The sequence below is a fragment of the Corynebacterium sp. HMSC070E08 genome, from assembly GCF_001808895.1.
GTDB classification, from domain to species: domain Bacteria; phylum Actinomycetota; class Actinomycetes; order Mycobacteriales; family Mycobacteriaceae; genus Corynebacterium; species Corynebacterium hiratae.
In genome coordinates this window covers 1-24,095 of record NZ_KV794722.1, presented here as the reverse complement: position 1 = coordinate 24,095, position 24,095 = coordinate 1, and the positions used below count along the sequence as shown (strand labels likewise).

At 61.3% G+C, this 24,095-nt stretch carries 25 protein-coding genes and 1 pseudogene; 7 read left to right on the top strand and 19 right to left on the bottom strand.

Annotated elements, in window-relative coordinates:
* Nucleotides 1–465 precede the first annotated feature (465 nt).
* The 4 genes from HMPREF2526_RS13155 to HMPREF2526_RS00110 form a co-directional block, all read right to left on the bottom strand.
* Nucleotides 466–747: an MFS transporter gene (locus HMPREF2526_RS13155; protein WP_118779515.1), complete on the bottom strand. Its 282-nt coding sequence runs from the start codon at nt 745–747 to the stop codon at nt 466–468.
* Nucleotides 748–968: 221 nt separating this feature from the next.
* Nucleotides 969–1,325 carry a hypothetical protein gene (locus HMPREF2526_RS00120; RefSeq protein WP_070517041.1) on the bottom strand — a complete coding sequence of 119 codons (357 nt, stop codon included), beginning with the start codon at nt 1,323–1,325 and terminating at the stop codon, nt 969–971.
* A gap of 11 nt (nt 1,326–1,336) precedes the next feature.
* Nucleotides 1,337–1,711: a TetR/AcrR family transcriptional regulator gene (locus tag HMPREF2526_RS00115; protein ID WP_230308896.1), complete on the bottom strand. Its 375-nt coding sequence runs from the start codon at nt 1,709–1,711 to the stop codon at nt 1,337–1,339.
* Between the two features lie 184 nt (nt 1,712–1,895).
* Nucleotides 1,896–4,118 carry a LamG-like jellyroll fold domain-containing protein gene (locus HMPREF2526_RS00110; protein ID WP_070545076.1) on the bottom strand — a complete coding sequence of 741 codons (2,223 nt, stop codon included), beginning with the start codon at nt 4,116–4,118 and terminating at the stop codon, nt 1,896–1,898.
* Nucleotides 4,119–4,256: 138 nt separating this feature from the next.
* Here HMPREF2526_RS00110 and HMPREF2526_RS00105 point away from each other — a divergent pair, with 138 nt between their 5' ends.
* Entirely contained in the window at nt 4,257–4,685 is a 429-nt protein-coding gene (locus tag HMPREF2526_RS00105; protein WP_070545074.1) for an OsmC family protein, read from the top strand.
* Here HMPREF2526_RS00105 and HMPREF2526_RS13150 read toward each other — a convergent pair.
* The 6 genes and pseudogenes from HMPREF2526_RS13150 to HMPREF2526_RS00080 form a co-directional block, all read right to left on the bottom strand.
* Nucleotides 4,682–4,888: a hypothetical protein gene (locus HMPREF2526_RS13150; protein WP_148139524.1), complete on the bottom strand. Its 207-nt coding sequence runs from the start codon at nt 4,886–4,888 to the stop codon at nt 4,682–4,684. The two genes, HMPREF2526_RS00105 and HMPREF2526_RS13150, sit on opposite strands and share 4 nt — an antisense overlap.
* A gap of 86 nt (nt 4,889–4,974) precedes the next feature.
* Nucleotides 4,975–5,877, bottom strand: a pseudogene (locus HMPREF2526_RS00100) (IS481 family transposase).
* On the bottom strand, nt 5,874–6,626 hold the full coding sequence (locus tag HMPREF2526_RS00095; RefSeq protein ID WP_070545073.1) for an ABC transporter permease: 753 nt from the start codon (nt 6,624–6,626) through the stop codon (nt 5,874–5,876). Before HMPREF2526_RS00095 ends, HMPREF2526_RS00100 begins: the two are co-directional and overlap by 4 nt.
* The gene (locus HMPREF2526_RS00090) at nt 6,623–7,552 is read right to left on the bottom strand and encodes an ABC transporter ATP-binding protein (RefSeq protein ID WP_070545071.1); all 930 of its coding nucleotides are present in this window, start codon (nt 7,550–7,552) and stop codon (nt 6,623–6,625) included. The genes HMPREF2526_RS00095 and HMPREF2526_RS00090 overlap by 4 nt, the downstream gene beginning before the upstream one ends.
* Nucleotides 7,549–7,797, bottom strand: a complete 249-nt coding sequence (locus tag HMPREF2526_RS00085; RefSeq protein ID WP_070545069.1) for an AbrB/MazE/SpoVT family DNA-binding domain-containing protein — start codon at nt 7,795–7,797, stop codon at nt 7,549–7,551. Before HMPREF2526_RS00085 ends, HMPREF2526_RS00090 begins: the two co-directional genes overlap by 4 nt.
* A gap of 58 nt (nt 7,798–7,855) precedes the next feature.
* Nucleotides 7,856–8,575, bottom strand: coding sequence for a hypothetical protein (locus HMPREF2526_RS00080; RefSeq protein WP_070545067.1), 720 nt, complete (start codon nt 8,573–8,575; stop codon nt 7,856–7,858).
* Between the two features lie 141 nt (nt 8,576–8,716).
* On the opposite strand from HMPREF2526_RS00080, the gene HMPREF2526_RS00075 reads away from it, so the two are divergent.
* A complete protein-coding gene (locus HMPREF2526_RS00075; protein ID WP_070545065.1) occupies nt 8,717–9,643 on the top strand; it encodes a DUF1906 domain-containing protein in 927 nt (308 codons plus the stop codon).
* 23 nt (nt 9,644–9,666) lie between these two features.
* Here HMPREF2526_RS00075 and HMPREF2526_RS00070 read toward each other — a convergent pair whose 3' ends face one another.
* The 6 genes from HMPREF2526_RS00070 to HMPREF2526_RS00045 form a co-directional block, all read right to left on the bottom strand.
* Entirely contained in the window at nt 9,667–10,683 is a 1,017-nt protein-coding gene (locus HMPREF2526_RS00070) for a hypothetical protein (protein WP_070545063.1), read from the bottom strand.
* Between the two features lie 51 nt (nt 10,684–10,734).
* On the bottom strand, nt 10,735–12,381 hold the full coding sequence (locus tag HMPREF2526_RS00065; RefSeq protein WP_070545061.1) for a solute symporter family protein: 1,647 nt from the start codon (nt 12,379–12,381) through the stop codon (nt 10,735–10,737).
* A gap of 3 nt (nt 12,382–12,384) precedes the next feature.
* Nucleotides 12,385–12,729: a DUF485 domain-containing protein gene (locus tag HMPREF2526_RS00060; protein ID WP_046647301.1), complete on the bottom strand. Its 345-nt coding sequence runs from the start codon at nt 12,727–12,729 to the stop codon at nt 12,385–12,387.
* 471 nt (nt 12,730–13,200) lie between these two features.
* Nucleotides 13,201–14,058 carry an aldo/keto reductase gene (locus HMPREF2526_RS00055; RefSeq protein ID WP_070545059.1) on the bottom strand — a complete coding sequence of 286 codons (858 nt, stop codon included), beginning with the start codon at nt 14,056–14,058 and terminating at the stop codon, nt 13,201–13,203.
* A 176-nt stretch (nt 14,059–14,234) separates the two neighbouring features.
* Nucleotides 14,235–14,591, bottom strand: coding sequence for an FKBP-type peptidyl-prolyl cis-trans isomerase (locus HMPREF2526_RS00050; protein ID WP_010187736.1), 357 nt, complete (start codon nt 14,589–14,591; stop codon nt 14,235–14,237).
* A gap of 128 nt (nt 14,592–14,719) precedes the next feature.
* Nucleotides 14,720–16,012: a citrate synthase gene (locus HMPREF2526_RS00045; RefSeq protein ID WP_083295485.1), complete on the bottom strand. Its 1,293-nt coding sequence runs from the start codon at nt 16,010–16,012 to the stop codon at nt 14,720–14,722.
* 151 nt (nt 16,013–16,163) lie between these two features.
* On the opposite strand from HMPREF2526_RS00045, the gene serC reads away from it, so the two are divergent.
* The 3 genes from serC (at nt 16,164) to HMPREF2526_RS00030 (ending at nt 19,463) form a co-directional block, all read left to right on the top strand.
* Nucleotides 16,164–17,294, top strand: a complete 1,131-nt coding sequence (serC, locus tag HMPREF2526_RS00040; protein ID WP_070545057.1) for a phosphoserine transaminase — start codon at nt 16,164–16,166, stop codon at nt 17,292–17,294.
* Between the two features lie 156 nt (nt 17,295–17,450).
* Nucleotides 17,451–18,626, top strand: a complete 1,176-nt coding sequence (sepH, locus tag HMPREF2526_RS00035) for a septation protein SepH (protein ID WP_049154153.1) — start codon at nt 17,451–17,453, stop codon at nt 18,624–18,626.
* 6 nt (nt 18,627–18,632) lie between these two features.
* Nucleotides 18,633–19,463: a DUF6928 family protein gene (locus HMPREF2526_RS00030; RefSeq protein ID WP_070517026.1), complete on the top strand. Its 831-nt coding sequence runs from the start codon at nt 18,633–18,635 to the stop codon at nt 19,461–19,463.
* Here HMPREF2526_RS00030 and HMPREF2526_RS00025 read toward each other — a convergent pair.
* The 3 genes from HMPREF2526_RS00025 to HMPREF2526_RS00015 all read right to left on the bottom strand — a co-directional run bounded on the left by HMPREF2526_RS00025 (nt 19,415) and on the right by HMPREF2526_RS00015 (nt 22,440).
* Nucleotides 19,415–20,236, bottom strand: a complete 822-nt coding sequence (locus HMPREF2526_RS00025; RefSeq protein ID WP_070517024.1) for a TrmH family RNA methyltransferase — start codon at nt 20,234–20,236, stop codon at nt 19,415–19,417. The genes HMPREF2526_RS00030 and HMPREF2526_RS00025 overlap by 49 nt on opposite strands.
* A gap of 44 nt (nt 20,237–20,280) precedes the next feature.
* On the bottom strand, nt 20,281–21,684 hold the full coding sequence (locus HMPREF2526_RS00020) for an NCS2 family permease (RefSeq protein WP_070517021.1): 1,404 nt from the start codon (nt 21,682–21,684) through the stop codon (nt 20,281–20,283).
* 126 nt (nt 21,685–21,810) lie between these two features.
* On the bottom strand, nt 21,811–22,440 hold the full coding sequence (locus HMPREF2526_RS00015; RefSeq protein ID WP_369799711.1) for a DUF3027 domain-containing protein: 630 nt from the start codon (nt 22,438–22,440) through the stop codon (nt 21,811–21,813).
* A 56-nt stretch (nt 22,441–22,496) separates the two neighbouring features.
* Here HMPREF2526_RS00015 and HMPREF2526_RS00010 point away from each other — a divergent pair, with 56 nt between their 5' ends.
* Nucleotides 22,497–23,369, top strand: a complete 873-nt coding sequence (locus HMPREF2526_RS00010; protein WP_070517017.1) for a glutaminyl-peptide cyclotransferase — start codon at nt 22,497–22,499, stop codon at nt 23,367–23,369.
* An 11-nt stretch (nt 23,370–23,380) separates the two neighbouring features.
* Nucleotides 23,381–23,980: a DUF2771 domain-containing protein gene (locus tag HMPREF2526_RS00005; RefSeq protein ID WP_070545055.1), complete on the top strand. Its 600-nt coding sequence runs from the start codon at nt 23,381–23,383 to the stop codon at nt 23,978–23,980.
* The last annotated feature ends 115 nt before the right edge of the window (nt 23,981–24,095 follow it).

Below are 24,095 nucleotides of genomic sequence, written 5' to 3'. Positions count from 1 at the left end.
TACCGTGCCGCGACGTGGGGGCTGCTGCAACGGAGAAGAATGCACCGATTGCCGTGGCTGCCAGCACCAGGCCAGACAACACCGTGCAGAGGTCCAACGTATTAATCAGGTACAGCAGCAACACGAAGATGATGGCAAACTCGCCGATTGCTACCGCACCAGCGGTGATATTGTCCCACGAGAACGTGGAATAAGAAAACAATTCAAGATACAACAGCACCGAGCGGTGACCCCGCTCGCGGTGCTTTTCCGACCTGATTAACAGCGCGAAGCCCACGGCCGAAACCGTGAGCCCTAGCGGAACCGGTGAAATAGCCGCGTTTTCGAACCAGGTCCAGCCAAAGAAGCTGAATGAGGATTGGGGCTCCCACCAGCCTAGGTCGGGCCCTCGATAATCGCGAATACCAGGACACCCATTCCGTCAGTGCACCACCGGCAAGGGTCCGACCGCTGCCGCACCGGAAATTACCGCGCCCCACACACCAAAGGCTGTTGCGCGGTATTTGCCGCGGAATACGGTTTACCCGTGGAAAGCGTGGAAGGCATGATGAACGCAGCACCGATTGCCTGTACTGCGCGCGCGGAGATCCACGTGGCGGTCGAGGTAGGAAATCCCGCCAATACGCTGCCTGCCACGAATATTGTCAGGCCGGTGAGGAAGGCGCGCTTGCGTCCCCAGGTATCCGCAATCTTGCCCCGTCGCAGAGCAGCTCCGCCAGTAGCACCGCATAGAGGCTGTTGACCCACTGCGCCTGCGTCAGGTTGAGCTGCAGGTCAGTGATGATTGAAGTGTCCCTGTTTTGTCCCGACTGAGTAGATAGGACAAAACCTGGGGCACTTTAACTCCAGAACCGAGAGCCGTTCAGCCTAAACGTGTCATTCTCCGTGAATAGTGGACGAGAATTCACAGTTTTCGCCTGCCATTTACCGTGAATGACATCAAGCACTGACGCTGGGACACGTCAGGCTCAGACGGCCTGAGCCTTTTCGTTGATGCGCGCTACACATTCAGTCGGGTTCTCCAAGGAAACGATGAACCGATCGAAATGCTCGTCTTTAAGCTCGATGACAACGGCATTCTCATAGCCGCTAATGTTCCAGAAATGTCGGCCGCCATCCGCGTGGAAGGTGCCCGCTAGCTTCTGTCCACTGCGCAGCCCCGGCGCACGAAAACCTTTTGGCTCATGCTTCATGCCAGGGTCATGGGTAGCGCCTCGCACATGCTCCCACGGAACCTTGATACTGCCGGTCAACGACCAGAGCTTATCTAGCCCGAGTGGTTCGACGATGAGTTCTGTTTCTGTCAGAGTGAGTTTGTTGTTCATGATGCCTCCCCTTAGTGTTTGCGTCCTTGTGCACGGGCGAGCGCATGCTGCCCTAACGATTCCGGGCCCGTGAAGCACAGTTCATAAGCCCGCTGGATAAGCTCGCGTAAATCCTTACTGACTGGCGCCACCTCAACCAGTGCCACCACCACGAAGTCCTTTGTCGCATCCGATACTCGGCCGCCTTCAGCTTCAGCGCACACCGTTTCAGCTGCTGCACGAAACAGTCCATGCTTCGAGCCATAAAGGTTGTAGAAGCTGGACCGGTTAAGTCCCAGTTGATTCACCACATCATCCACTGAGACTGCAGTGAATCCGTTCGTGCCAAATAACGCGATCGCGCCGGCAAGAACTTCTTTTTCATTGAATTTACGAGGCCGTCCCATAAGTTTCACACTACTCATTCCAGAATGGTTTGTCCATAACTAGATTGCCGTTGGCCACGCAGCGAAGCCGCTTCATCGAAGCAACGTTTCTAACAAATAGTGACCGCCGCGAAATGTAGCAACACAACAGAAAATCCCCCGTCTCACTGTGAGACGGGGGATGGAGGTTAGTGGGCTGAGCTCTCTAGTTCAGGCCCGGAATCTTCGGCAGCTGTGGCTGTGGGATGTTCAGACCGAAGATGCGGTTGATGGTGGGAATGAGGCCGTAGGCAGCACCGCCAAGGACTGCGATGACTGCCAGGATTGGAGCAATAATCTTCGCGCCGCGGCTCGAGCCGGCGAAGAAGGCCGCAGCCATGTCGTCGGCGGAAGGTTCGTTGGTGTGAGTCGGTTCAGTGGGCTTGGTTGGCTCGCTAGGCGTCGTGGTGGAGGTGGTCGGCCCTTCCTCCTTTGCGGCAGGGCGGGCGGTGAGCCACTCATCGGAGTCCAGAACGCCCTGGGTCAGGCGGGTCTCACCAATCCAGCCGTACCACGGGTCCTGCGGCTTGCGGTTATCAAAGCCAGCGCCCATGACCCACTGCAGGTCGCGCGGGAGGAGACCTTCAGCGCCCTTGGCGTTGCGCAGGATCGGTGCGCCGTTGATGAACATCTCAACGGTGTCGGAATCCGGCTTGTTCACCACAGCGATGTGCATCCACTCATCGGTGGGCACCTCGTGGGACCACACGGTCGAGCCTTCGCCTTCCTTGGGCTCCGCCCACCAGCGCAGCTCACGCAGGTTGGAGATGCCGAACATGACGGTGGGGTCGGTGTCCTCGGAGCCGTCGACAAGCTCAGCAATGCTGGAGTCGCGGGAGAGCGCACTGCCCCAGCCGTGCTCAGAGCCGTTGAAATCCTTCGGAATCTTCACAAAGGACTCGAAGGTGTAGCCCGCGGAAGTATCGACCTTGTTGATCTCAGCGCCTTCCTTGGAACGGAACTCCGCCATCGCGGCCTTGCCGGCTGGGTCGGACCAGTAGAGGGAACCAGAATCAGAAGACAGCGGGTGGTGATCCTTGGTGTAGGTGATGCGCTCACCCGTGTTGGAAGGACCACCCTCGCGAACGAGGTCGCCGGCACCGTCGGAACCGAAGGCATCCGGAATGATTGCACCTTCGGTGGCCACGTCGCCGTCGGCAAGCTGCTTGCCGTCCTTGTTCTTGGTCTGACCTGGGCGCCAGTGGAAGACGGTCTTGTCGGACTTCACGAAGTCGTTCGGGCCCTCCGGAAGCTGATCCTTCGGGATGGTGTACGGGGTGTAGCCTTCCTCCGCGATGTCGCGGGCCTTCTGGCCAAGGTCTGGGTCATTCTCATCGCCGATGGTCCAGTCTGGGGCAAAGTCGGCGAAGCGCTCCTTGAAGTTGAGCGGCACGTGGTAGCTATCGCCCTTGCCGTCGAGGATGAGCTTGTCGAACTGCGTGAGCTCCTTCGCCGGTTTCTGCGCCACCCACGGGGACAGGGCGGTCATCTCCAGTTCATTGCCGGAGAGATCAAACTCGAGCACACCGAGCAGGCCGTTACCGCCTTGGTAGGCCATCTGGTAGTCCTGCAGGATACCGATGACGTCGTGGCCAGCATCGTTCTTATCCACGCGGTAGCCCGCGCCGTGGTGGTGGCCGCCCATGGTGAGGAAAATCTGGTCGTTCTTCTTGATGAACTTGTTCCACAGGCCCTCGCCGTAGTCCTCAGAGTAGAAGACTTCACCAGCACCATCGATGTTGAGTACCTCATGGCTGGTGAGGATGACTGGCAGGTCCGGGTGTGCGTCGAGAACATCCTGGGCCCAGTCCAGGGCCTCATCGTCCGCGCGCCAGGCCAGCGCCAGGACCAAGTACTTCTGGCCTTCTGCTTCAAAAATGTGGTACTCGGAATCATTGTTGACCGCAGTGTGGCGCTCTCGGAAGGTCTCCGGGTTAGCGTTCTTGGCGCGCTCGGCGCTGAAGTAGTCGTTGTACGGGTGCGCTGACTTATCCTCAATCATGTCGTGGTTGCCCGGCAGGATGGAGTAGTTCAGGTCGGAGTCATCGAGGACCTTCATGGCCTCATCGGCGACCTTCCACTCCCCCTCGACATCCGCTTGGTCCACGACGTCACCGAGGTGCGTAGCGAAGTCCATGTTGAGCGCTTCCTGGTTCTTCACCAGCCACTCGACCTGCGCCTTAAAAGGTTCACTGCCGTAGCGCGCCTGGGCCAGGTTGCCGGTCTCCGGAGTGGAGTACCGGGAGTAGAACTGAGTATCCGGCAGCACTCCGATGCTAAAACGCGAGCCCATGCCCTCCTTTGGTTCATCAGCAGAAGCAGGAGCAACCAAGAAGGTTCCGGCCACCGAAACGGTGAGCACAGTGCCGAGAAAGCGGCGAGTAGTCATAGTTCTTCCTATACGAGTGAGGGGATGGATTTATTGAATTGAAAGAGACGAAGAAAAGGATATGTTGCGCAGTTTGCACCCATGTGGCCGCAATATTAATTTCTTTTTAAATTGCGAACGGCCACTAGGATGGCGGGCATGAGCGAAGTCACCAAAAAGTACGGAGTCGACGTCACCCGCGTCGATACAGGCCATTACCGCGCAACGAATGCTGACGGGGCAAGCCTCGAGTTTGGAACCGGTGAGGGCCTTTTGAGCCCGGTGGAGCTACTCCTGGCCGCAGTAGCGGGCTGCTCGGCGGTCGACGTCGACGTGGTCACCTCCCGGCGCGCAGAACCAGAGCTTTTCGACGTCCACGTGGACGGTACCCGCATCAACGAAGACGGTGCCTCACGGCTGAGCGACATCAACGTGGAGTTCTCCCTCCGTTTCCCCGATACCGATGCCGGCCGCCAAGCGCAGTCCATGATTGAGCGCCTGGTCCGCATTTCCCACGAGAAAGACTGCACGGTTTCCCGCACGGTGGAGAACCCCACCACCGTCACCTTCCGCACGAAAGAAGCTTAAGCAAAAGGGTTGTCCATCGCCGTAAACATTTGTCCGGCAGCATCACTAAATAGATTGCGGCCAGCGCGCGTTGTGTCGCCGCGGTAGCGCTCAAGGTTCGCCTGCGCCATATAGTCCGGCTCATCGCCCTCAACCTCTAGCCAGGGATGCGGGCAGGGATCCACCATGCGGCGCGTGTGCCCCTGATGCGGTGACGCCAGCATCGTGCGAATATCAGCTCGTGCTTGATCCAGCTCTCCGAGAGCCTTGGGGCTAAATGACGTTTCGACCGGGCCCGAACCTTGCAGCCCTAGATGTACTGACCGGGGACGTTGGTCAATCGGGAGATGGGCGGCTGGTAGTCGCAGGCCGTGTGCGGCCGGTGGTGGTTGTAGTGGTGGAGCCAGTCAGCGAGTGCGTCGCGACGCTCCTGCTCGCCGGTGTAGCAGCGAGCGTAAGCCCATCCGTCGGCCATTGTGCGATGGAAGCGTTCGACCTTGCCGTTGGTTTGCGGCCGGTAGGGGCGGGTCCGCTTCGGGGTGATGGACAGCTCCTCGCAGGTGCCGCGCCACAGGTGCGAGCGGTAGGCACCGCCATTGTCTGATAAGACTCGTTCGACAGTGACGCCACGATCGGTGAACCACTCGACCGCACGGTGCAGCACAGCGACCGCAGTGGTGGCGGTCTCGTCGTCGTGGGCCTCGGAGTACGCCACTCGTGAGTGATCGTCGATCACGGTGTGGATGAAGGCGTACCCGAGCTTGGGATCGCGCCACTTGTTCTTCGGCTTGTCGGGGGTGGCGGAACGGTTCTTCTCTCCTTGGCGGCGGCCCACGTAGCGCCAGCCACCGCCATCGGGGATGTTCCCGAACTTCTTCACGTCTACATGGACGAGGAAGCCAGGGTAGCGGTGTTCGTACCGGCGAACTAGCTCGCCAGTGGCGCGGTCGAGGTAAGCAAGTCGGTTCAATCGAGCCGAGCGCAGGATGCGGTGCACGGTCGATGGAGCGACACCGACGCGCACGGCGAGCTGAACCGGTCCTTCTCACAGCCTCATTCGCAGGCTGATACAGCGCTTCGTGACTGCGAGCGATGTCTTGGTCGGTGAGTTCTTCGGGCGCGAGGACCTGTCCTGCATGGACTCGCCGGACAGATAGCGGTCGACCTTGAGTCGGTGGCGAGGTGTGAGAGCGGCGTTCGCGTGCGTCGTCATCGGACCGGCTCCCACTGGAATCGCCACCGGCCGACGAGAGCAGCGACAGCGAGTACAACGCACTGAAGAAACACCGGCATGATCATGGCGGCTAGTGGGTCGCCGTCCCACGCGTGTTGAGCGGCTTCGACGAACCAACGGACGGGTGAATACTTAACGATCTGCTGAATCGCCGACGGCATCGCCGCCAATGGCGTAAAGGCTCCGGATGTGAGCATGAGCAGGATCATGAGCACGTTCCCTATGCCCGTAGCGGCAGTGGCGGACGAATAGAGCGCCGCAAGCGCGCAACCCACTGCGAGGAAGGTGCTGAGCCCGATGAGGCACACGGCCAGGACACCTGGGACGTGGCTAGGCATGGGCACCCCGAAAACCCCGATCCCAATCGCCAAAGCGGTGAGCATGCCCGCAATACCTACGACGAAGTGCGCGGTGAGGCTCGCTGCGATGAAGGTGGAACGACGCAGCGGCGTAAGACTCAGGCGTCGGAGTGCGCCCGTGTCACGAAGGGTCAGCATCGCCACGGGCACCTGGAGGACCCCGGTCATGGCGAGAACGAGAGAGGCGAAGGCGGGCAGGGTCGCATCGAGGAATCCCCGTCCACCGAACTCCGGTCGCGGATCGTTACCGAAGATCACACCCAAGGCCAGCACCAAAACCGGCGCGAAACCGAAAGAGAAGAACAGGCCTACAGGGTCGCGGCGCTGGGAGCGCCATAGGGCTTTGAGAAGGGCTCGATATGCGTTCATGCCGCCTGCTCCTCGGTAGTGATGTGTCGACCGGTGAGGGCCAGGAAGACGTCTTCAAGGCCGGGGGTCGTCGTGCTCATGCTCGTTACGGTGATGCGGTGTGCCGCCAGTGCAGCAAGGACGCCCTGCAGCCCGTCCGCAGCGCCGCGGATGGTCAGTTCCCGTCCTTCTGTTCGAGCGCTGGTCACGCCAGGAACTCCGTTGAGGTCGAACTCTGCGCTAGGCGACGCCGACAGGATGAGCTTCGCCGTGGTGTCACCGGCATGTTGCTGGATGAGGGAAGCCACTGTGTCCAAAGCAATCAACCGGCCGTGGTCGATGATGGCTACACGGTCACATAGCCGTTCGGCCTCCTCCATGTAGTGGGTTGTGAGAACGACCGTTGCACCGCTATCGCGGACGTGCTCGACGGTGTCCCACATGTTTCGACGTGACTGAGGATCGAGAGCGGTGGTGAGCTCGTCCAAGAAAGCGAGCCGGGGGCGGTTGATCAACGCGAGGGCGACGAACACTCGTTGACGCTCCCCACCCGAGAGCCTGTCAACGCGGGCGTTGGCCTTGTCCTTGATCCCCAGATCCGTCAACAGTTCGCGCCAAGGCCGCGGGCGCTCGTAGAAGGCGGAGTAGAGCTCGAGGGCGTCCTGCACAGTGAGGCGAGGTGGCAGGGCCGCGCTTTGCAGCTGGACCCCAATTTGCTGAGCCAACGAGTGCTGGTCTTTGATGGGGTCGCAGCCGAGCACCTCGACGCGCCCAGACGAAGGGCGGTCCAGTCCTTCCAGGCAGTTCAACAGGGTCGTCTTACCAGCACCATTCGGGCCCACCACCCCGAAGACCTCTCCTTCACGGACCTCGAAGGAGACGTCTTCGAGGGCAGTGAAGCTGCCGAAGTTGCGGCTGACAGCCGCACAGCTCACGACGTTCTTCATTCCTCATCACCCTCTGAGTCCACGGGGGTCTGATGGCCAGGCATCGCCTGCATGACGATCTGATCGAGCGTCTCCTGGCGCATCAAAGCGATCCCTTGGTTCGCGTCAGCGAGCAGGAGCAGGGTGTCGCCCGGGTGGATGTCGAAGAGCTCCCGCGCGCCCTTGGGGATGACGATCTGTCCCTTGGGGCCGACCTTGACTGTCGCGGCGTACTTGCCCGGTGGGGGCGTTTGATCCATGTCCATGCTGACCTCCTGGTTGGTGCCACAAGTATAACAAGTGGCACCAATATAACAAGTGGCATCAACCAGGAGGTGACCTCACGGCACGTAGTCGATCAACGTGTCCGGCCAGTACACCTAGAACCTCAACCTTGAGCATGCTGTAGCTAAAGAAACCTGAGGGGACAGAGGGGTTGCACATATTCGCTTTGTCGAATGCCAGCACCTCATCGTTATCAAAATGCACAATAATGCCTTGAGGGGTAATGAAAAGCCACGCCTCGTGTTCCATGTCGACCTCAACTCGGTAGAACCCCACGAGCGGCTCATCAGGCTCCAAAAGGCCATAGACATTGAATGGAATGCTGCCCACCCCACCACACTCGGCGTAGCCGTGATCCCAAAGGTATTTTTCGTCGCTCTGCACGAGCATCTTGCCCAGCCCACGGAGGAAGTCGGAAACCAGCCCACCGTATTGCGCAGCCAGCGGCTTATGCATGCGCAGATACCCGGAGCGGATCTCAAAGGTGATGGGATAGGTCAGCGGGATCGACTCAATGAAGTACTCATCTAGCGACATTCGACCTGCAGCCAATTCCACAAACTCATCGACAGGAAAGAGATGCTCGGCCACGAAGACACTGCCTTCTTGTCGGCTATCCAGAATCCACGGCGACTGCAGGCGAGAGCGCTCAATGTAGTCATCGAGCAGCCGCGCAATGTCAGCATCACTCCACCGAGCATGGTTCAGCCGAAGGACACTATCCGCTTGGGCGAATCGGAGTTTCAGTTCTTCGACCATGCCATCACCTCATCGTCAGTCACCATATTCACGCATCACGAGGGCCACCTTCCCTATTACAGGTGGTGCAATTTTCAACCATTGTGACTAAAGTGATTTCGGAAACTTTCTTCTTCATGCCTCCCAAGGAGAATTCACACCATGTCCTTGTCCCGTCGTTCTCTGTTCAAGGCCGGTGCCCTCACGCTGGCCGCCGGTGCCATCGGTAGCCAGGCGCCCGCTGCTCTCGCCGTGGGCCCAGCTTTAGGCACTATCATCGACTTCTCCGCCGATGTTCCTTCCGCCCGCGCCATCAAGGCAGCCGGCCACCTCGGCGCCATCCGCTACGTATCCCAACGCCGCCCCGGCGCAGACTGGATGAAGGGCAAGCCCGTTACCCTAGCGGAGACCAAGGCCAACGCCGCGGCAGGCCTCAAGACCGCCTCCATCTACCAGTTTGGCCGCGCGGAAACTGCTGACTGGCTCAACGGCGCTGCGGGCGCCGCAGTCCATGCGCCGCAGGCCATCGCTATCCACAAGGCTGCAGGCGGGCCGACCGGGCGCCCCATCTACATCGCCATCGATGACAACCCCACCCGCGCCCAGTATGAGAACCAGATCCGCCCCTACCTCAAGGCCTTCTCCGCAGCGCTGAGCGCCGCGGGCTACCAGACCGGCGTGTATGGCAACTACAACGTCATCGACTGGTGTGTCGCCGACCGCATCGGCCAGTTCTACTGGATGCACGACTGGGGCTCTGCTGGAAAGCTCCACCCGCGCACTACCATCCACCAGAAGGCCAAGAATCAAGCCACTATCGACGGCGTAACATGCGATATCAACACCGTCTACGCCAACGACTGGGGCCAGTGGACCCCGGGCGATGGTGCTGTGGAGCCGCCAAAGGTCAAAGACATCCCAGCAGTCCCTGACAACATCCCGCTGCCCAATGTTTCCCTGCCGGATCCCACTGGGCGCGGCTCCAGCGTCAGCGGCGATGGCATCAACATCGCTGGTTCTTCCATCAGCAATGACCAGGTGCGCGGCGCGGTGGATATCCTCAACACCGCGCGCAAATCCATGGGCTAATCAACACGCGGCGGCGCTGGTTTCTACCGCGCCGCCGTTGTCTTCGTTGCCGAAGAAGACGGCTTGGAGGACGACGACGTGGTCGAGGACGCCGGTTCCGGCGATTCTGTCGAGGACGCTGGCTTTGAGGTGCTGGAGGAGGCAGCGGTAGACGTCGTCAAGCGCGTGGTGCTAGCGCCAGGATGGGCCAGCGCCTCTTTGTTCAAGTTGTTTCCCTTCACGAGGTTCTTACCCGTGATTTCCTTGCGCACGTAGGACGTAAGCTCCTCGGCAGAGCCCTCGATGGAGGCAGCCACAACAAAGTTCTCCCCAAAAGACACCGAAGAGTGTCGGTCCTTACTGTCCGACCAGCCCCATTTTGATCCCACGACGTCACTGAGCTTCGCGGTGCCATAGTTTTGCTGGTAGCCATCGGCTGAGACGGCATCGGCGTGAGACATCGCCACCAAAACTGGGTGCGTCGGATCATCTTCCAAGAGCTGAACGATGAAGCGCACCACGTCATAGGTTGAGGTCATCGAGTGACCCCAATCCTCCCCCGCTGACGTAGAGTCCAGCCCATACTCCTTGGCGATTGCATCGATGGACCGCGGGTACTTCTCAAACAGCTTCCCAGCGCTCTCATCCGAAGAATCTGCAATCATGTCCAGCGCTAGGTACTTGTCCTCGAAGGAACCGTGATCCAGCACGTAGGTGGCGATGTAGAGCTTGATCAGGCTGAGCGCATAGCGCGGCTGGTGCTCGGTGGGCGAGCCCATGTGCATGCCTGTCTCAATGCGGTAGTACGTGATCGACTTCTCGTCATCCCCCTTGAGGAATTGCCCCACGCTGTCCTCTACCGCCGCGAGCTGTGGATCGCCCTTCTTATGCGCGATGGGGCCGGGAGCGGCCGTGCTGGTGTGCGTTGGGCGCCCCACCGTGGAGTCTTCTTCATTCGCAGGCGAGCACGCGACAAGGGCCGTGACACCGAGCACGCACGCCAGAAGGGCGGCACCAGCACGCGCTGGTACCGCCCTATAACGAGGCTGCGGGTAAAACACGAGGTTAGAGTCTACCCGCTACCGTTTGGAATGTAGTGCTTGAGGTGGCGCTTAGTGGTCCACCGGAGCCTCCACGCCCACACCGGTCAGGGAGCGAACCTCCATCTCGGCGGACAGCTCTTCCAGGTTGTCCGGCGGGGTCATGATGGACACGATCCAACCGGCGAAGAAGGCCAGCGGGATGGTCACGAGGCCCGGAGAGGACAGCGGGAAGATGGACCAGTCGGCGTTCGGAAACATCGAGGTCGGGGTACCGGAGACCGCCGGGGACAGGAAGATGAGCACCAGGCAGGAGATAACGCCGGTGTACATCGATGCCACAGCACCTGCGGTGTTGAAACGACGCCAGTACAGGGAGTACAGGATGGTCGGCAGGTTAGCGGATGCCGCCACGGCAAAGGCCAGGGACACCAGGAAGGCAACGTTCTGGGTCATGGCCAGAATGCCCAGGATGATGGAGACAATGCCCAGGACGACCACGGTGATCTGGGAGACGCGGACCTGCTCAGCCTCAGTGGATTCACCGTTGCGGATGACGGAGTGGTAGATATCGTGCGCGATGGAGGCCGACGCAGTGATGGCCAGGCCAGCAACAACAGCCAGAACGGTAGCGAAGGCCACCGCGGAGATGACCGCCATGAAGATGGAGCCACCGATCTCCAGCGCCAGCAGCGGGGCCGCGGAGTTCGCACCGCCCGGTGCGGCGAGGATGCGGTCCGGACCAACGAGGGCGGCAGCGCCGTAGCCCAGCACCAGGGTCATGAGGTAGAAAGCACCAATGATGACGATGGCCCAGGTAACGGAGCGGCGAGCCTCGGTCGCGGTCGGCACCGTGTAGAAGCGCATGAGAACGTGCGGCAGACCACCGACACCCAGCACGAGGGCAATACCCAGGGAGATGAAGTCAAGCTTGGTGGTGAGGTTCTTGCCGTACTTCAGGCCCGGCTCCATGATCTGGGAGGCCTCGTAACCCTTCTCCTGGATAGCAGCGGAGTTGGCGTGCATATCAATTGCCTGGGTGAAGAGCGTGCTGAAGCCACCCTTCAGCATGACGAAGGTCAGGATGCACATGATAACCACGCCGGTGACCAAAAGCACGGCCTTGATCATCTGCACGTAGGTCGTACCCTTCATGCCACCAACGAGGACGTAGACGATCATGAGGATGCCCACGATGCCGACAACAACGGCCTGCCACTTGAACTCGTGAATGTCCAACAGCACGGCAACCAGGGAGCCGGCGCCTGCCATCTGGGCAATGAGGTAGAACAGCGACACGAACAGGGTCGAAATCGCGGCCGCCACGCGCACCGGGCGCTGCTTGAGGCGGAAGGACAGCACGTCGGCCATGGTGAAGCGCCCGACGTTACGCATCGGCTCCGCGACGAGCATCAGGGCGACGAGCCAGGCAACGAAGAAGCCGACCGAGTAAAGGAAGCCATCGTAGCCGTTGAGGGCGACAGCACCGACGATGCCCAAGAAGGACGCGGCGGAGAGGTAGTCACCGGAAATAGCTAGGCCGTTCTGGCGGCCAGAGAAGCTACCACCACCGGTGTAGAAGTCAGAGGCTTCCTTGGTGGACTTACCGGCACGCAGCACCACGTACATGGTGACGACAAGGAAGGCGGCGAAGACCGCAATGTTCAAAATCGGATTGCCAGCGGAGGATTCCGCTTGGGCCAAGATAATGGTCTGCATGGTTTAGCCCTCCAGTTCCTGGCGAATAGCCGCCGCCTGCGGCTCGATGTTCTTGTTGGCGTAATTGACGTAGATGTACGTAATGATGAAGGTGGTCAGGAACTGAGCCAAGCCGAAGATAAGGCCGACGTTCCAACCGCCGCCAAGCTCGATGGCCATGAAGTCGGGCGCAAAAACTGCGGCCAGCACGTAGAGGACGTACCACAGAAAGAACGCCACTGTCATGGGGAAGGTGAACTTGCGGTATGTGCCGCGCAGCTTCGCAAACTGCGAGCTATCGCGCATCTCGACGAACTCTTGCGGCGTCGGTTCGCGGCGCGAGTCAATCGAAGCAGGTGCGTCAGTCATGTCGCTCTCCTTACAAGGGAATCTTTTCTCCACAAACCGCGGTGAGAGACTAACTACAGTGTCTTCAGTCACGTTTTGCCTTGCCCAGTAAGTTACCTAACCTCTCTTGCAAGGTTGTAAATCCTGCCAAGAAAAGTTAATAACGCACACTTTTATTACCCCCTACCACCGCGATGACATGGGATTTCTATCGCGTTGCCAACACCCCCACAGGAAACTCCAAACAGTGAATCTAATTTAGCAAAGCGAAACTTCGCAGCCATTGTGCAGATCTTCGCCCCCTGCGGCACCCCTCAGAGCACCCTCACCCCCTTGCATGCCCACTGCCAGAAGGCACAACAAAACCCGCCTTCCCCGCTCCGCCCCTCCCCTATTTATCCCTATTTATAAGGAATAAGAAAAATATGGTGAAGGAGAAGCAAAGCGTGGAAGGCGGGTTCTATCGCTCGCGCTGGGACTGTGCCCGGCTATTTAAGCGCCAGGGAACTCACGCGGATCCTTAAACATGCGGCCAAAACCTTCCTGACCGTCGAGCGCATCGAGTGCGGCAACATCCTCTGGTACAAGCTCCACCTCCGCGGCCGCGAAGTTCTCCGCTAGGCGCTCTCGGCGGCTGGACTTCGGGATGACGGAAATGCCCTTGCTCAACAGGTACGCCAGCACCGCCCGGCCCGGAGTGATGTCGTGCTTCTCAGCGACGGCGATGACCTCTGGGTTATTGAGGATCACACCGCGCGCCAGCGGGGACCACGCCTCCGTCACGATGCCGTGGTTGTCGTGGAACTGACGCAGCTCCGGCTGCGTGAAGCCCGGGTGCAACTCCACCTGGTTTAGGACCGGCACGATACCCGTCTCATCGATCAGAGTCTGCAGGGTCTCCTCGTAGAAGTTAGCCACGCCAATCGACGCGATCTGCCCCATGCCCTGCATGCGGGCAATCTCCTCGAAGGTCTCCACGTACAGCCCGCCCTGCGGCCACGGCCAGTGGATGAGGTAGAGGTCGAGGTAATCCAGCTGCAGCTTATCCAGGGATGTACGGAAGGCCTGGCCTACCTTGTCCTTACCGTGGTGATCGTGCCAAACCTTGCTGGTAATAAAGAGCTCATCGCGGGTGACGTCGCCAGCCTTCATGGCGTCATGCAACGCCTGGCCCAGCTCTTCTTCGTTCTCGTAGAGGGTGGCGGTGTCGAAGTGGCGGTAGCCCAGCTCGATTGCTTCACGCACGGAGCGGACGAGATCCTCCCCGCGCAGCTTGTAGGTTCCAAGCCCCAGCAGGGGCATCTCGCGGTCATCATTGAACGTGGTTTGTGGGACACTCATGGCTTCCATTGTGCCGCACTCCCGCGCGTTGTGGGGGAAGATTCTGGCATCACCGACCGCATGGACAGCCTTTGACGCGCGAAACGCCCCGACCGACCGCGCACAAGGCGCGGCGCTCAGGGCGGTCAGGGCGTCGACAGCCCGAAGGACAGAGGCAATCCCTTCTATTCCTTTAGGCTTTGGATTTAGGCACGAATGAGGTCGATCACGAAGGTCAACGTGCGGCCGGACAGCGGGTGTGCGCCACCGGCGGGGCCATAGGCCTTCTCCGGCGGGATGACCAGCTTGCGGCGACCGCCCACCTTCATGCCCGGGATGCCCTCTTGCCAGCCGGCGATGAGGCCGGTCAGCGGGAACTCGATCGACTGACCACGACCCCACGAAGAGTCGAACTCCTGGTTCGTCTCATAGTCGACACCTACGTAGTGGACCTCAACGAAGCCGCCCGGCTGGGCTTCGGCGCCGTCACCCACCACGATGTCTTCGATGACAAGGTCCTGGGGAGCAGGCTCCGTTGCCGGCTCAATTACGGGCTTTTCCATTGGGGATTATCCTCCTTGGACTGTTTTCTTCTTTGCTGGCCGCATACACGTGGGCCGAGCCACAACACTCCCCAGTATAAGGGGAGATGTGGGGCTCGGCCCTAGAAATGCAGCGTATGGGCTATTGTTTAGCGCTCGCTGCGCGGGGTGACCTTGCGCAGGGTCTCGCCGGTGTAGATCTGGCGCGGGCGGTTGATCTTGGTGTTGAGCTCAAGCTGCTCACGGTACTGAGCAATCCAGCCCGGCAGACGGCCGATGGCGAAGAGGACGGTGAAGAAGTCCGTCGGGAAGCCCATGGCGCGGTAGATCAGGCCGGTGTAGAAGTCGACGTTCGGGTAGAGCTTGCGGGAGACGAAGTAGTCGTCGTTCAGCGCAATCTCCTCGAGCTTCATAGCCAGGTCCAGCATCGGGTCCCCACCCAGGTGATCGATGATCTCGTGAGCGGTGTCCTTGACGATTGCCGCGCGCGGGTCGTAGTTCTTGTACACGCGGTGGCCGAAGCCCATGAGGCGAACGCCCTTTTCCTTGTTCTTCACGCGGTTCATGAAGTCGGTGGCGTCGCCGTCGTGGTTGTTCTGGATATCCTCAAGCATCTCCAGAACGGCCTGGTTCGCGCCGCCGTGCAGCGGGCCGGACAGGGCGTTGATACCACCGGCGATGGCGACGAACAGGTTGGCCTGCGCGGAGCCAATCATGCGAACGGTGGAGGTGGAGCAGTTCTGCTCGTGGTCAGCGTGCAGGATAAGGAGCTTATCCAGAGCCTTGGCCACGATCGGGTCGACCTCATACTCCTCAGTCGGGTAACCGAACATCATGCGCAGGAAGTTCTCGCGAGCGTTCAGCTTGTTATCCGGGTACATGTAGGGCTTGCCCTGGGATGCACGGTAAGCGTAAGCGGCCAGCATCGGCACCTTGGCCAGCAGGCGGACGGTTGCCTTATCCAGCTGCTCCTCATCCAGCGGGTTAAGCTGATCCTGGTAGTAAGCGGAGAGAATGTTAACGGAAGAGGCAAGAACGGCCATCGGGTGCGCGTCGCGCGGGAAGATATTGAAGGCGGCCTTAAAATCCTCATCCAGCAGGGTGTGGTGACGGATATCAGTGTTGAACTTCGACAGCTCGTCCTCGGTCGGCAGGTGTCCCTTAATCAACAGGTAGGACACCTCGTTAAAGGTGGCGTTCTCAGCGAGATCCGCGATGTCGTAGCCACGGTGACGGAGGATGCCTTCCTCACCGTTAATAAAGGTGATCTTGGACTCGGTGGAACCAGTAGCCGCATAACCCGGGTCGAAGGTGACGAGGCCGGTCTCGTTACGGAGCTTGCCGATATCGAAGCCGGAGTCACCCTCCGTGGACTGCTTAATGTCCATCTCGTACTCGCCACCGGGGTACTGCAGTACAACCTTGTTGTTTTCAGATGCCACGTGTTTTCCTTTCCTCAATGTTCAACGCCGGCCAAGGCCGGCGCAACAAGACTAAACCTCTTCACACTTTAGCAAAACTTGTGACTCTGCCAACATTGGCAATCCTGGCAAAGTATCTAGTGCGCGAACGAAACTAGGCTACACTGCCCACATGAGCAACTCAGAACTCGTCCTGCCAGCAGATCTCCTCCCTACCGACGGCCGCTTCGGCTGCGGGCCGTCCAAGGTCCGTCCCGCCCAAATTGAGGCAATCACCGCCGGTGCTGACACCATCATTGGAACTTCGCACCGCAAGCCAGCCGTCAAGAATCTCGTCGGCTCCATCCGTGAGGGGCTCTCCGAGTTGTTCGCGCTGCCAGAGGGCTATGAAATTGTCCTCTCCCTGGGCGGCGCTACCGCCTTCTGGGACGCCGCAACCTTCGGCCTGATTGAGAAGAAATCAGCGCACCTAAGCTTCGGCGAATTCTCCTCTAAATTTGCTAAAGCCGCTGCCGGAGCCCCCTGGCTCGACGCCCCGCTCGTCACCGAAGCCGAGGTTGGCACCGCCCCAGACCCGAAGGCTGCCGACGCCGAGGGCGCCGACATCATCGCCTGGGCCCACAACGAAACCTCCACCGGCGCTATGGTTCCGGTAGCCCGCCCCAACCCCGATAACGCAGAGCAGCTTGTTGTCATCGACGCCACCTCGGGCGCCGGCGGCCTGCCAGTCAACATGTCCGATGCTGACGTCTACTACTTCTCACCCCAGAAGTGCTTTGCCTCCGACGGCGGCCTGTGGCTGGCTGCTATGTCCCCGGCAGCCCTGGAACGCATCGAGAAGATCAACTCCTCCGATCGCTTCATCCCGGCTTTCCTCAACCTGCAGACTGCGGTAGACAACTCCCGCAAGAACCAGACCTACAACACTCCGGCCGTCGCCACGCTCCTCATGCTGGAGGACCAGGTGAAGTGGATGAACGCCAACGGCGGTCTCGACGGCATGGTCAAGCGCACCACGGAGAACTCCTCCATTCTGTACAACTGGGCCGAGTCCCGCCCGGAGGCGACCCCCTTCGTGGCCGAACCGTCGGCACGCTCCCTGGTGGTCGGCACCATCGATTTCGAGGACTCTGTCGACGCCGCCGCAGTGGCCGCTACGCTGCGCGCCAACGGCATTCTCGACGTCGAGCCTTACCGCAAGCTCGGCCGCAACCAGCTGCGCGTGGGCCTGTTCCCGGCGATAGACTCCGCGGATGTCACCAAGCTCACCAAGGCTATCGATTACGTTCTGGATAACCGTTAACCCGCGCCCCCTAACTTGGCATGCCGCACCACACCATTTATTGCAGCCATTTGTTGCGGCATACAACATGCCCCGCGCTCTTGCCAGAGTTCGGGGCATGTTCTGGGTAAAGTGGACTTCATCACATGTCCGCTACCAGGCTAAGGAGCGCCCACCATGCGCGAGATTTTCCTCGCACCCAGCGACTCAACTGACACCTCGCTCGTCCTCCGGGCCGAGGATGGTGAGGAGTTCTTCCTCGAGGTCACCGACGAGCTTCGCGAGCTTCTCGCTCCCGCCGATTCCGCCGAACCCGCTTCCGAGAACGAGGGGGCGGAGCAGGACGCAGAAAACACCGACGAGGAGGCAAGCGACTCCTCCCCCGCCTCCGCGCAGCAAGACCATTCCACCGGGCTGCGCACCGTTATGCCTGCCTCTGGTGGCTCGCCTTCTTCCCCACAGAGCCAGCCTGCACCGCAGGCACAAGAAATCCGCCTGCGCCCCAACGAGATTCAGGCCCGCATCCGCGCCGGTGCTTCCGCTGCGGAGATCGCCGAGGAGCTCGAGGTTCCAGAATCCCGCATCGAACCTTTCGCGCACCCGGTGCTGCTGGAGCGGGCGCGCATCGCGGACGTCGCCAAGCAGGCCCACCCCATCCGCGAAGATGGCCCAGCCAAGCTCACGCTGTGGGAGATCCTGGCCACCGCCTTTGCCGCGCGCGGACACTCCCTGTCGGAGGCGACGTGGGATGCCTACCGTCACCAAGGCGAGCCGTGGATCCTGCGCATCACGTGGAAGACTGGGCTGTCCGCCAACGAGGCGGAGTGGACCTTTAAGCAGACGATGTCCTCCCCGGCCACGGTGGAGGCACGCAACTCTGTGGCCGCAGACCTCACCGACCCAGACTTCGTGCAGCCGGTGCGGTCGCTGACCTCCGTGGGCCGCGGCGAGCGCTACGACGAAGCCATCGACGGGCGGGAGTATGCCGAGGGCCGCGAGGTCAACGAAGCCGCACGCGCCGGTACCCCTGGCGTGACGGAGCTGTCCTCCTACACCGGCGGCGATGACGCCGCTAACGAGGCAGACGGCGGTGCATACGCCGAGCCTTCCGTCCTTCCCTCCCCGCACGGTGGGGAGCACCCCGCTGAGGGCGCAGCCGATGCGGACACTGCCTCTTCTAACGAGGAGGCCACACAGCAGACGGATGAGAAGGACACCGGGGTTGACGAGGACTTCCTCCAGAACCCGGATCCGGAACCTAAGCCCACCAAGCGCCGCCGCAAGGCCGTCACCCCGCACTGGGAGGATGTGTTGCTCGGCGTTCGTTCCTCCACTAAGCGCCCCCGCGAGTAGCCTGCCGTGGATACGCAAAGCGCCGTTCTCACTCTGTGGTACGTCACCGCCGCCGACCCCGCCGAGGTCCTCCGCGGCGAGCCTAAGGCCGACCGCGGCTTCGGCCGCAAGTTCCTCGCTCAGCTCAACCCCGCACTGCCGGTGACTCCCATTGGGCAATTCCCCCTCAACCGTTCCGCCGAGCCCGGCGCGAGCGAGTTCTATGTGGGCGGCTATCCCGGTGTGACCGTGGTGCAAACCATCATCCACGACGATCAGCTGACTCTCTCTCAGCTGTCCCGGACCTTGCGCGAGGCCGTGCCCGCCACGGAAATCTACGCCTTCGCCTCCAATCCGGAGACTGGCTATGCCGGGTTCGCCCACTGGACGGGCAGCCGCCTGCGCCGGTCGCTGTGCGGGACGCGTTTTAACCTCTACGAGGACCATGGTCTGCCCGAAACCTTCGAGGCCCCTTTCTGGGCCGGGGAGATGGATGAGCCGGTGGGTGGGATTTCCCTTCCCTTTGAGCCGCTCAATATCACCGAGGCCGCCCAGGAATTCTGGTTGGGCATCGAGGTCGGCGCGGATGGCCCCGACGTGGACGTCGTAGGCTATGCCACCGACGGGCGCCCCGAGCCCAAGGTCGACACTCCCCCGCCGCGCCGCAGCGTGGCCGAGGTAGCCACCACCTCAGTGTCGAAGCTGGGGCTCAATGACTATGACGACTACGAAGAGTACGACCTCGAGCCGGAATCCACCGGTGAGGAGATCATCCGCACGGCCAAGCACCTCGGCGGCTTGGTGCGGCGCTACGCAGTATCGACCTCGCGGAACCTCTGGGAGCGCTGGCGCTCGTAGAAGGCGATGGCCGCCGACGTCGCCACATTAAGGGAATCCGTGCCCTCCGACATGGGAATGCGGGCGCGCACGTCGGTCGCACGCATGGCGTGCTCGGTCAATCCTGGCCCCTCCGCACCGACCAGCAGCGCCACCTTGTCCGCGCCCTCTAACGCATCAGCAATGTGCACGGCATCCGGATGCGGGGTCAGCGACACCAGCCGGAAGCCCTGCTCGCGCAGCTTCTCCAGCCCGCGCTGCCAGGTGGTAAAACCACCGTCGAAACGCGCCCAGGGCAAGCGCAGAACGTGACCCATGGACACGCGCACCGAGCGGCGGTACAGCGGATCTGCGGCACCCGAACCTAAAAGGATGCCGTCGACGTCCATACCGGCGGCGTTGCGGAAGAGCGAGCCGATGTTCTCATGGTCCCCCACGCCTTCCATGATGGCCAGGGTGCGAGCACCTTCGAGGACCTCGTCCACGGTCCAGGCCTCCGCGCGGTCCGCCGCAGCAACCAGCCCGCGGTGCATATCGAAGCCCGTGACTTCCCCCAAAGTCTGTCGGGTTACTTGGTAGACGGGGATATCCCCGACATCATGGTTCGCCAGGAAGGTGTCGAGCTTCGCCTCAAAGCCGATGATGCAGCGCACCGGGAAGCGGGAGGCCAGCAGGCGCTCCACGCACAGTGGGCCCTCACCAAAGACGAAACCCTCGCCGGACTTATCCGCGTGCTTGAGATCGCGGATATCGTCCAGGCGAGGGTCTGTGGGGTCATCGATGACAAAACGCATGGGCCCTAGTCTAGGCGCAGGGCCAGCTGCTCCCCCTAGGCGGGCTATGCCAACAGCGAGCTGATGGGATCCATGGCGAAGTAGACCACGAAGAGGGCCGCCACGAGCCACATGATCCAGTGCACCTTCTTAGCCTTACCGGCAAAGGTGGCCATCAGTGCATAAGCGATGAAGCCCACGCCAATACCGTTGGCGATGGAGTAGGTGAAAGGCATGACCACGATGGTGAGGAAGGCCGGGATGGCCTCCTCCATGCGGTTCCACTCGATGTCCTTGAGCTGTGCCGCCATCATCACACCGACGATAACGAGTACGGGGGCCGCCGCCTCGATCGGCACGATCTCGTAGAGCGGGGTGAGGAACATGGCCAGCAAGAAGATCACACCGGTCACAACGTTGGCCAGTCCGGTGCGGGCGCCGTCACCGATACCAGCCGCCGAGTCCGCAAACACCGTGTTGGAGGACACCGAACCGGCACCACCAGCTACGGCGCCAAAGCCTTCCACCACCAGGGCAGTCTTCATCTCCGGCAGGTTGCCCTTCTCATCCACGAGGTTGGCCTGCTTGCCCAGGCCGTTCATGGTGCCCATGGCATCGAAGAAGTTGGTGAGCAGCAGGGTGAAGATGAGCAAGACGGTGGAGACCACGCCCAGCTTGGTGAAGGCACTAATCGGATCGACCTGGCCCACAATCGACAGGTCCGGCAGCCCGCCCAGGGAGCTGGGCACCTCCGGGGTGGCCATGCCCCAGTCCTCGGAACCGGTAAAGGCCTGAATGATCATGGCGATGATGGTGGTGATGACGATGCCGATGAACAGGCCGCCACGCACCTGGCGGATGACGAAGAAGCTGCACAGAATCAGGCCCACGACGAAGACGAAGGCAGGCCAGGTCGCAATCGAGCCGTTCACGCCTAGGCTCACCGGGACGGTGGTCATCGCGGCATCCGGCACGCGGGTGACGAAGTGCCCGTCCACGAAACCGATGAGGGCGATGAACATGCCGATACCGACGCCCATCGCGGCCTTCATGGACGCGGGGATAGCGTCGAAGACGGCCTGGCGGAAGCCGGAGATGGCCAGCAGGACGATGATGAAACCTTCGATGACAACCAGGCCCATGGCCTCGCGCCATTCCAAGCCGTTGAGGGAGACCATGGTCACGGCCACGAAGGTGTTCATGCCCAAGCCCGCGGCCATGGCGAACGGGTAGCGAGCAATCATGCCGAAGGCGATGGTCATGACACCGGCCACCAGCGCGGTGGCGGCAGCGACTTGCGGGATTCCGAGGGTGGTTCCGGCCGAGTCAGCGGAGGTACCCAGGATGAGAGGGTTGAGGAGAATGATGTAGGCCATCGCGAAGAACGAGACCACGCCGGCGCGGACCTCGGTTCCAATGGTGGATCCGCGTTCGGTGATTTTGAAATAGCGATCGATAGCTGCGTTCATCGTGAGTGAGCGCCCCTTCTATCTAGAGAAATGAAGTTTTACCTGCTAAGGGTGCTCCATCGGGGCACTAAAACGCAAAACCCGCACGCTGCATCGCTGCTGCGCGCGGGGCGAAAACCGCTCTCTTTAATAGATAGGGCTCTCATCATCGAAGGGCCTCTCCTGCTCCGCTCCCTCCTCACGGACGCTCGTGCCGGAATGCGCGCCGCACCCGTAGGTGGCGTGCACCACTTTTCCATCCGCCGAGTATTCATTGGCACAGACGCCGAAATTGGGCAGCAGCTGGAGGTAAAAAGCACAGGTTTTGCACTGCAGTTGGGCCTGCGCCGCCATCTCCGTATTCGGCCCATACTTCTTGCGCCAACGCTCCTTGGCCTCCTTGAGGCCAGCCTCGGAGAGCTTCCCGCCGTCCAGTCTGTCGTCGTCAGGCGCCGGCGGCATGAGGTCTCCCGGGCCCAAGTCACCCGGGCGCAGGCGCTCGGAATAGGGCACCCACTCCGGGGCTTGGAGGGCCTGGCCGCCGGGGACGAGCGCAACCTCGTTCACGGTCGGCGTGCGGGAACCTTCAGCGCAGGCGACGACGGCATGCCACTCCCATCCCGGGTATCCCGGAACGTGGGCCTCAAAACGGTGGGTGGCCACGTTGCGGCCCACACCCGCAACGCCCCGGTGCTTACCGACGTCCCCCTCTCCTACCTCCTCCACGGCCCGGCGCGCCAGGTCGACAGCCGTCGAATCGAGAAGCGGGGAATGCATCTTTTTCTTGCGAGTCACCCTCCCATTATTAATCACACGCCCGAGCATCGTGCACAATGACTGTCATGGCCTTCCCACACTTCCCCCGCGCCGCCCGCGCGCTCGCCACGGCTTTATCTGCCGCTGTACTGCTCGCACCGCTGGCCTCCTGTTCCTCCCAAGCTGTAGACGAGCGCGCATCCTCATCGACGGCGACAGCGGCGGGTAGCGATGGGACGTCGCCAAGCGCACGCTCCCCAGAGCGCCTCGGCGTCACCGTCCTGGACACCGCACCCTTGCCAGCGGACACCTTTACCCAGGGCCTCGAGGTCGACGCTGACGGACACCTGCTCATCGGCACCGGGCTGAAGGGCGAATCGCGCCTTATGCGCGTCCAGCCGGGCGAGCTAGCCCCGCTGAAAGAGGTCGCGCTCGAAGACTCGTTCTTCGGCGAGGGCATCACGCAGACCGAGACCGGTATCTGGCAGCTGACGTGGAAGTCCGGCACAGCCTTCCTGCGAGATGCCGAGACCTTCAACGAACTCGACCGCGCAACCTATGACGGCGAAGGCTGGGGCCTGTGCAACGCTGGCTCTGAGCTCATCATGTCCGATGGCTCCGCCACACTGCGCCACCTGGACCCACAGACTTTTGAGGAGCTCGGCCCGCGCACCGAGGTCACTCTCAACGGTTCGCCGGTGGATAACCTCAACGAACTAGAGTGCGTCGATGGCGCAGTCTATGCCAACGTGTGGATGAGCGAGGACATCCTGCGCATCGACCCCGCAACCGGCGAGGTCACCGCGGTGATTGACACCGCGAACCTCAACCATGTCCCGTCTGCCGATCCCAACGCCGTCCTCAACGGCATCGCCCATATCCCGGGCACCGACGAGTTCTGGATCACCGGCAAGCTCTGGGATGAGCTGTACAGGGTGCGCTTCGAGTAGGATTCTCACCCATGGCTACCGTGAAGCAAGCAAGGAAGAAGTCACTGCTGCAGTTTCTGGCGCTCATTATCGCCGTGGCGGTGATCGTCGTGGCGGTGGTGATGTTTCAGAAGTGGTGGAATGACCGCCCGGGCCCCGACCCGCAGGACGTCACCATCACGGCCACGGTGGGTGATGAAACGATGGAGGTTGCGCCCTATAGCGTCTGCGAGCCCGGCGCCGACTGCGAGGAGGGCGAGGTTCCCAACCTCACGGTGGGGCCCGATGACACCCTGAAGCTGGAGATCCCCGAAGCCATCTATAACCACGAGTGGTCGGTTCTCTCCATTTACGATGACCCAGCCGCCAACGACAGCACTGCGCACGGCGCCAACGAAACCACCTCGCTCGAAATCCCCGGCTCCGTCGCGCCGATTGAGGCTTCCACCGGCGAGCGCCCGCAGCTGATGGTCGTGGAAATCTCCACCCTCATGATTGGCCACGATGCCAATGGTGAAGAGACCCCGATGCACACGGTGTGGTCACTATCCACCATGACCGACGAAGAGCTCAAGGAATCCAAGGCCACCGGTGACGCCGAATCTCCAGCAGAGGCTCCTGAGGAGAAGTAGCCGCGCCGCGGCGCGCGATGTAGCGCGCGCCGCTACAATCGACAAAGTGCCCGACCTGCCAAATTTACGGCTGATCATTGCGGCGGGCTCAGGTGGTGAATGCATCTATACAGCT

Bases quoted from the DNA above. Each gene is read 5' to 3' on its own strand.
- HMPREF2526_RS00120 (WP_070517041.1), bottom strand. From the start codon at position 1,325: ATGAACAACAAACTCACTCTGACAGAAACAGAACTCATCGTCGAACCA.
- HMPREF2526_RS00115 (WP_230308896.1), bottom strand. From the start codon at position 1,711: ATGGGACGGCCTCGTAAATTCAATGAAAAAGAAGTTCTTGCCGGCGCG.
- HMPREF2526_RS00110 (WP_070545076.1), bottom strand. From the start codon at position 4,118: ATGACTACTCGCCGCTTTCTCGGCACTGTGCTCACCGTTTCGGTGGCC.
- HMPREF2526_RS00105 (WP_070545074.1), top strand. From the start codon at position 4,257: ATGAGCGAAGTCACCAAAAAGTACGGAGTCGACGTCACCCGCGTCGAT.
- HMPREF2526_RS13150 (WP_148139524.1), bottom strand. From the start codon at position 4,888: ATGCTGGCGTCACCGCATCAGGGGCACACGCGCCGCATGGTGGATCCC.
- HMPREF2526_RS00095 (WP_070545073.1), bottom strand. From the start codon at position 6,626: ATGAACGCATATCGAGCCCTTCTCAAAGCCCTATGGCGCTCCCAGCGC.
- HMPREF2526_RS00090 (WP_070545071.1), bottom strand. From the start codon at position 7,552: ATGAAGAACGTCGTGAGCTGTGCGGCTGTCAGCCGCAACTTCGGCAGC.
- HMPREF2526_RS00085 (WP_070545069.1), bottom strand. From the start codon at position 7,797: ATGGACATGGATCAAACGCCCCCACCGGGCAAGTACGCCGCGACAGTC.
- HMPREF2526_RS00080 (WP_070545067.1), bottom strand. From the start codon at position 8,575: ATGGTCGAAGAACTGAAACTCCGATTCGCCCAAGCGGATAGTGTCCTT.
- HMPREF2526_RS00075 (WP_070545065.1), top strand. From the start codon at position 8,717: ATGTCCTTGTCCCGTCGTTCTCTGTTCAAGGCCGGTGCCCTCACGCTG.
- HMPREF2526_RS00065 (WP_070545061.1), bottom strand. From the start codon at position 12,381: ATGCAGACCATTATCTTGGCCCAAGCGGAATCCTCCGCTGGCAATCCG.
- HMPREF2526_RS00060 (WP_046647301.1), bottom strand. From the start codon at position 12,729: ATGACTGACGCACCTGCTTCGATTGACTCGCGCCGCGAACCGACGCCG.
- HMPREF2526_RS00055 (WP_070545059.1), bottom strand. From the start codon at position 14,058: ATGGAAGCCATGAGTGTCCCACAAACCACGTTCAATGATGACCGCGAG.
- HMPREF2526_RS00050 (WP_010187736.1), bottom strand. From the start codon at position 14,591: ATGGAAAAGCCCGTAATTGAGCCGGCAACGGAGCCTGCTCCCCAGGAC.
- serC (WP_070545057.1), top strand. From the start codon at position 16,164: ATGAGCAACTCAGAACTCGTCCTGCCAGCAGATCTCCTCCCTACCGAC.
- sepH (WP_049154153.1), top strand. From the start codon at position 17,451: ATGCGCGAGATTTTCCTCGCACCCAGCGACTCAACTGACACCTCGCTC.
- HMPREF2526_RS00025 (WP_070517024.1), bottom strand. From the start codon at position 20,236: ATGCGTTTTGTCATCGATGACCCCACAGACCCTCGCCTGGACGATATC.
- HMPREF2526_RS00020 (WP_070517021.1), bottom strand. From the start codon at position 21,684: ATGAACGCAGCTATCGATCGCTATTTCAAAATCACCGAACGCGGATCC.
- HMPREF2526_RS00015 (WP_369799711.1), bottom strand. From the start codon at position 22,440: ATGCATTCCCCGCTTCTCGATTCGACGGCTGTCGACCTGGCGCGCCGG.
- HMPREF2526_RS00010 (WP_070517017.1), top strand. From the start codon at position 22,497: ATGACTGTCATGGCCTTCCCACACTTCCCCCGCGCCGCCCGCGCGCTC.
- HMPREF2526_RS00005 (WP_070545055.1), top strand. From the start codon at position 23,381: ATGGCTACCGTGAAGCAAGCAAGGAAGAAGTCACTGCTGCAGTTTCTG.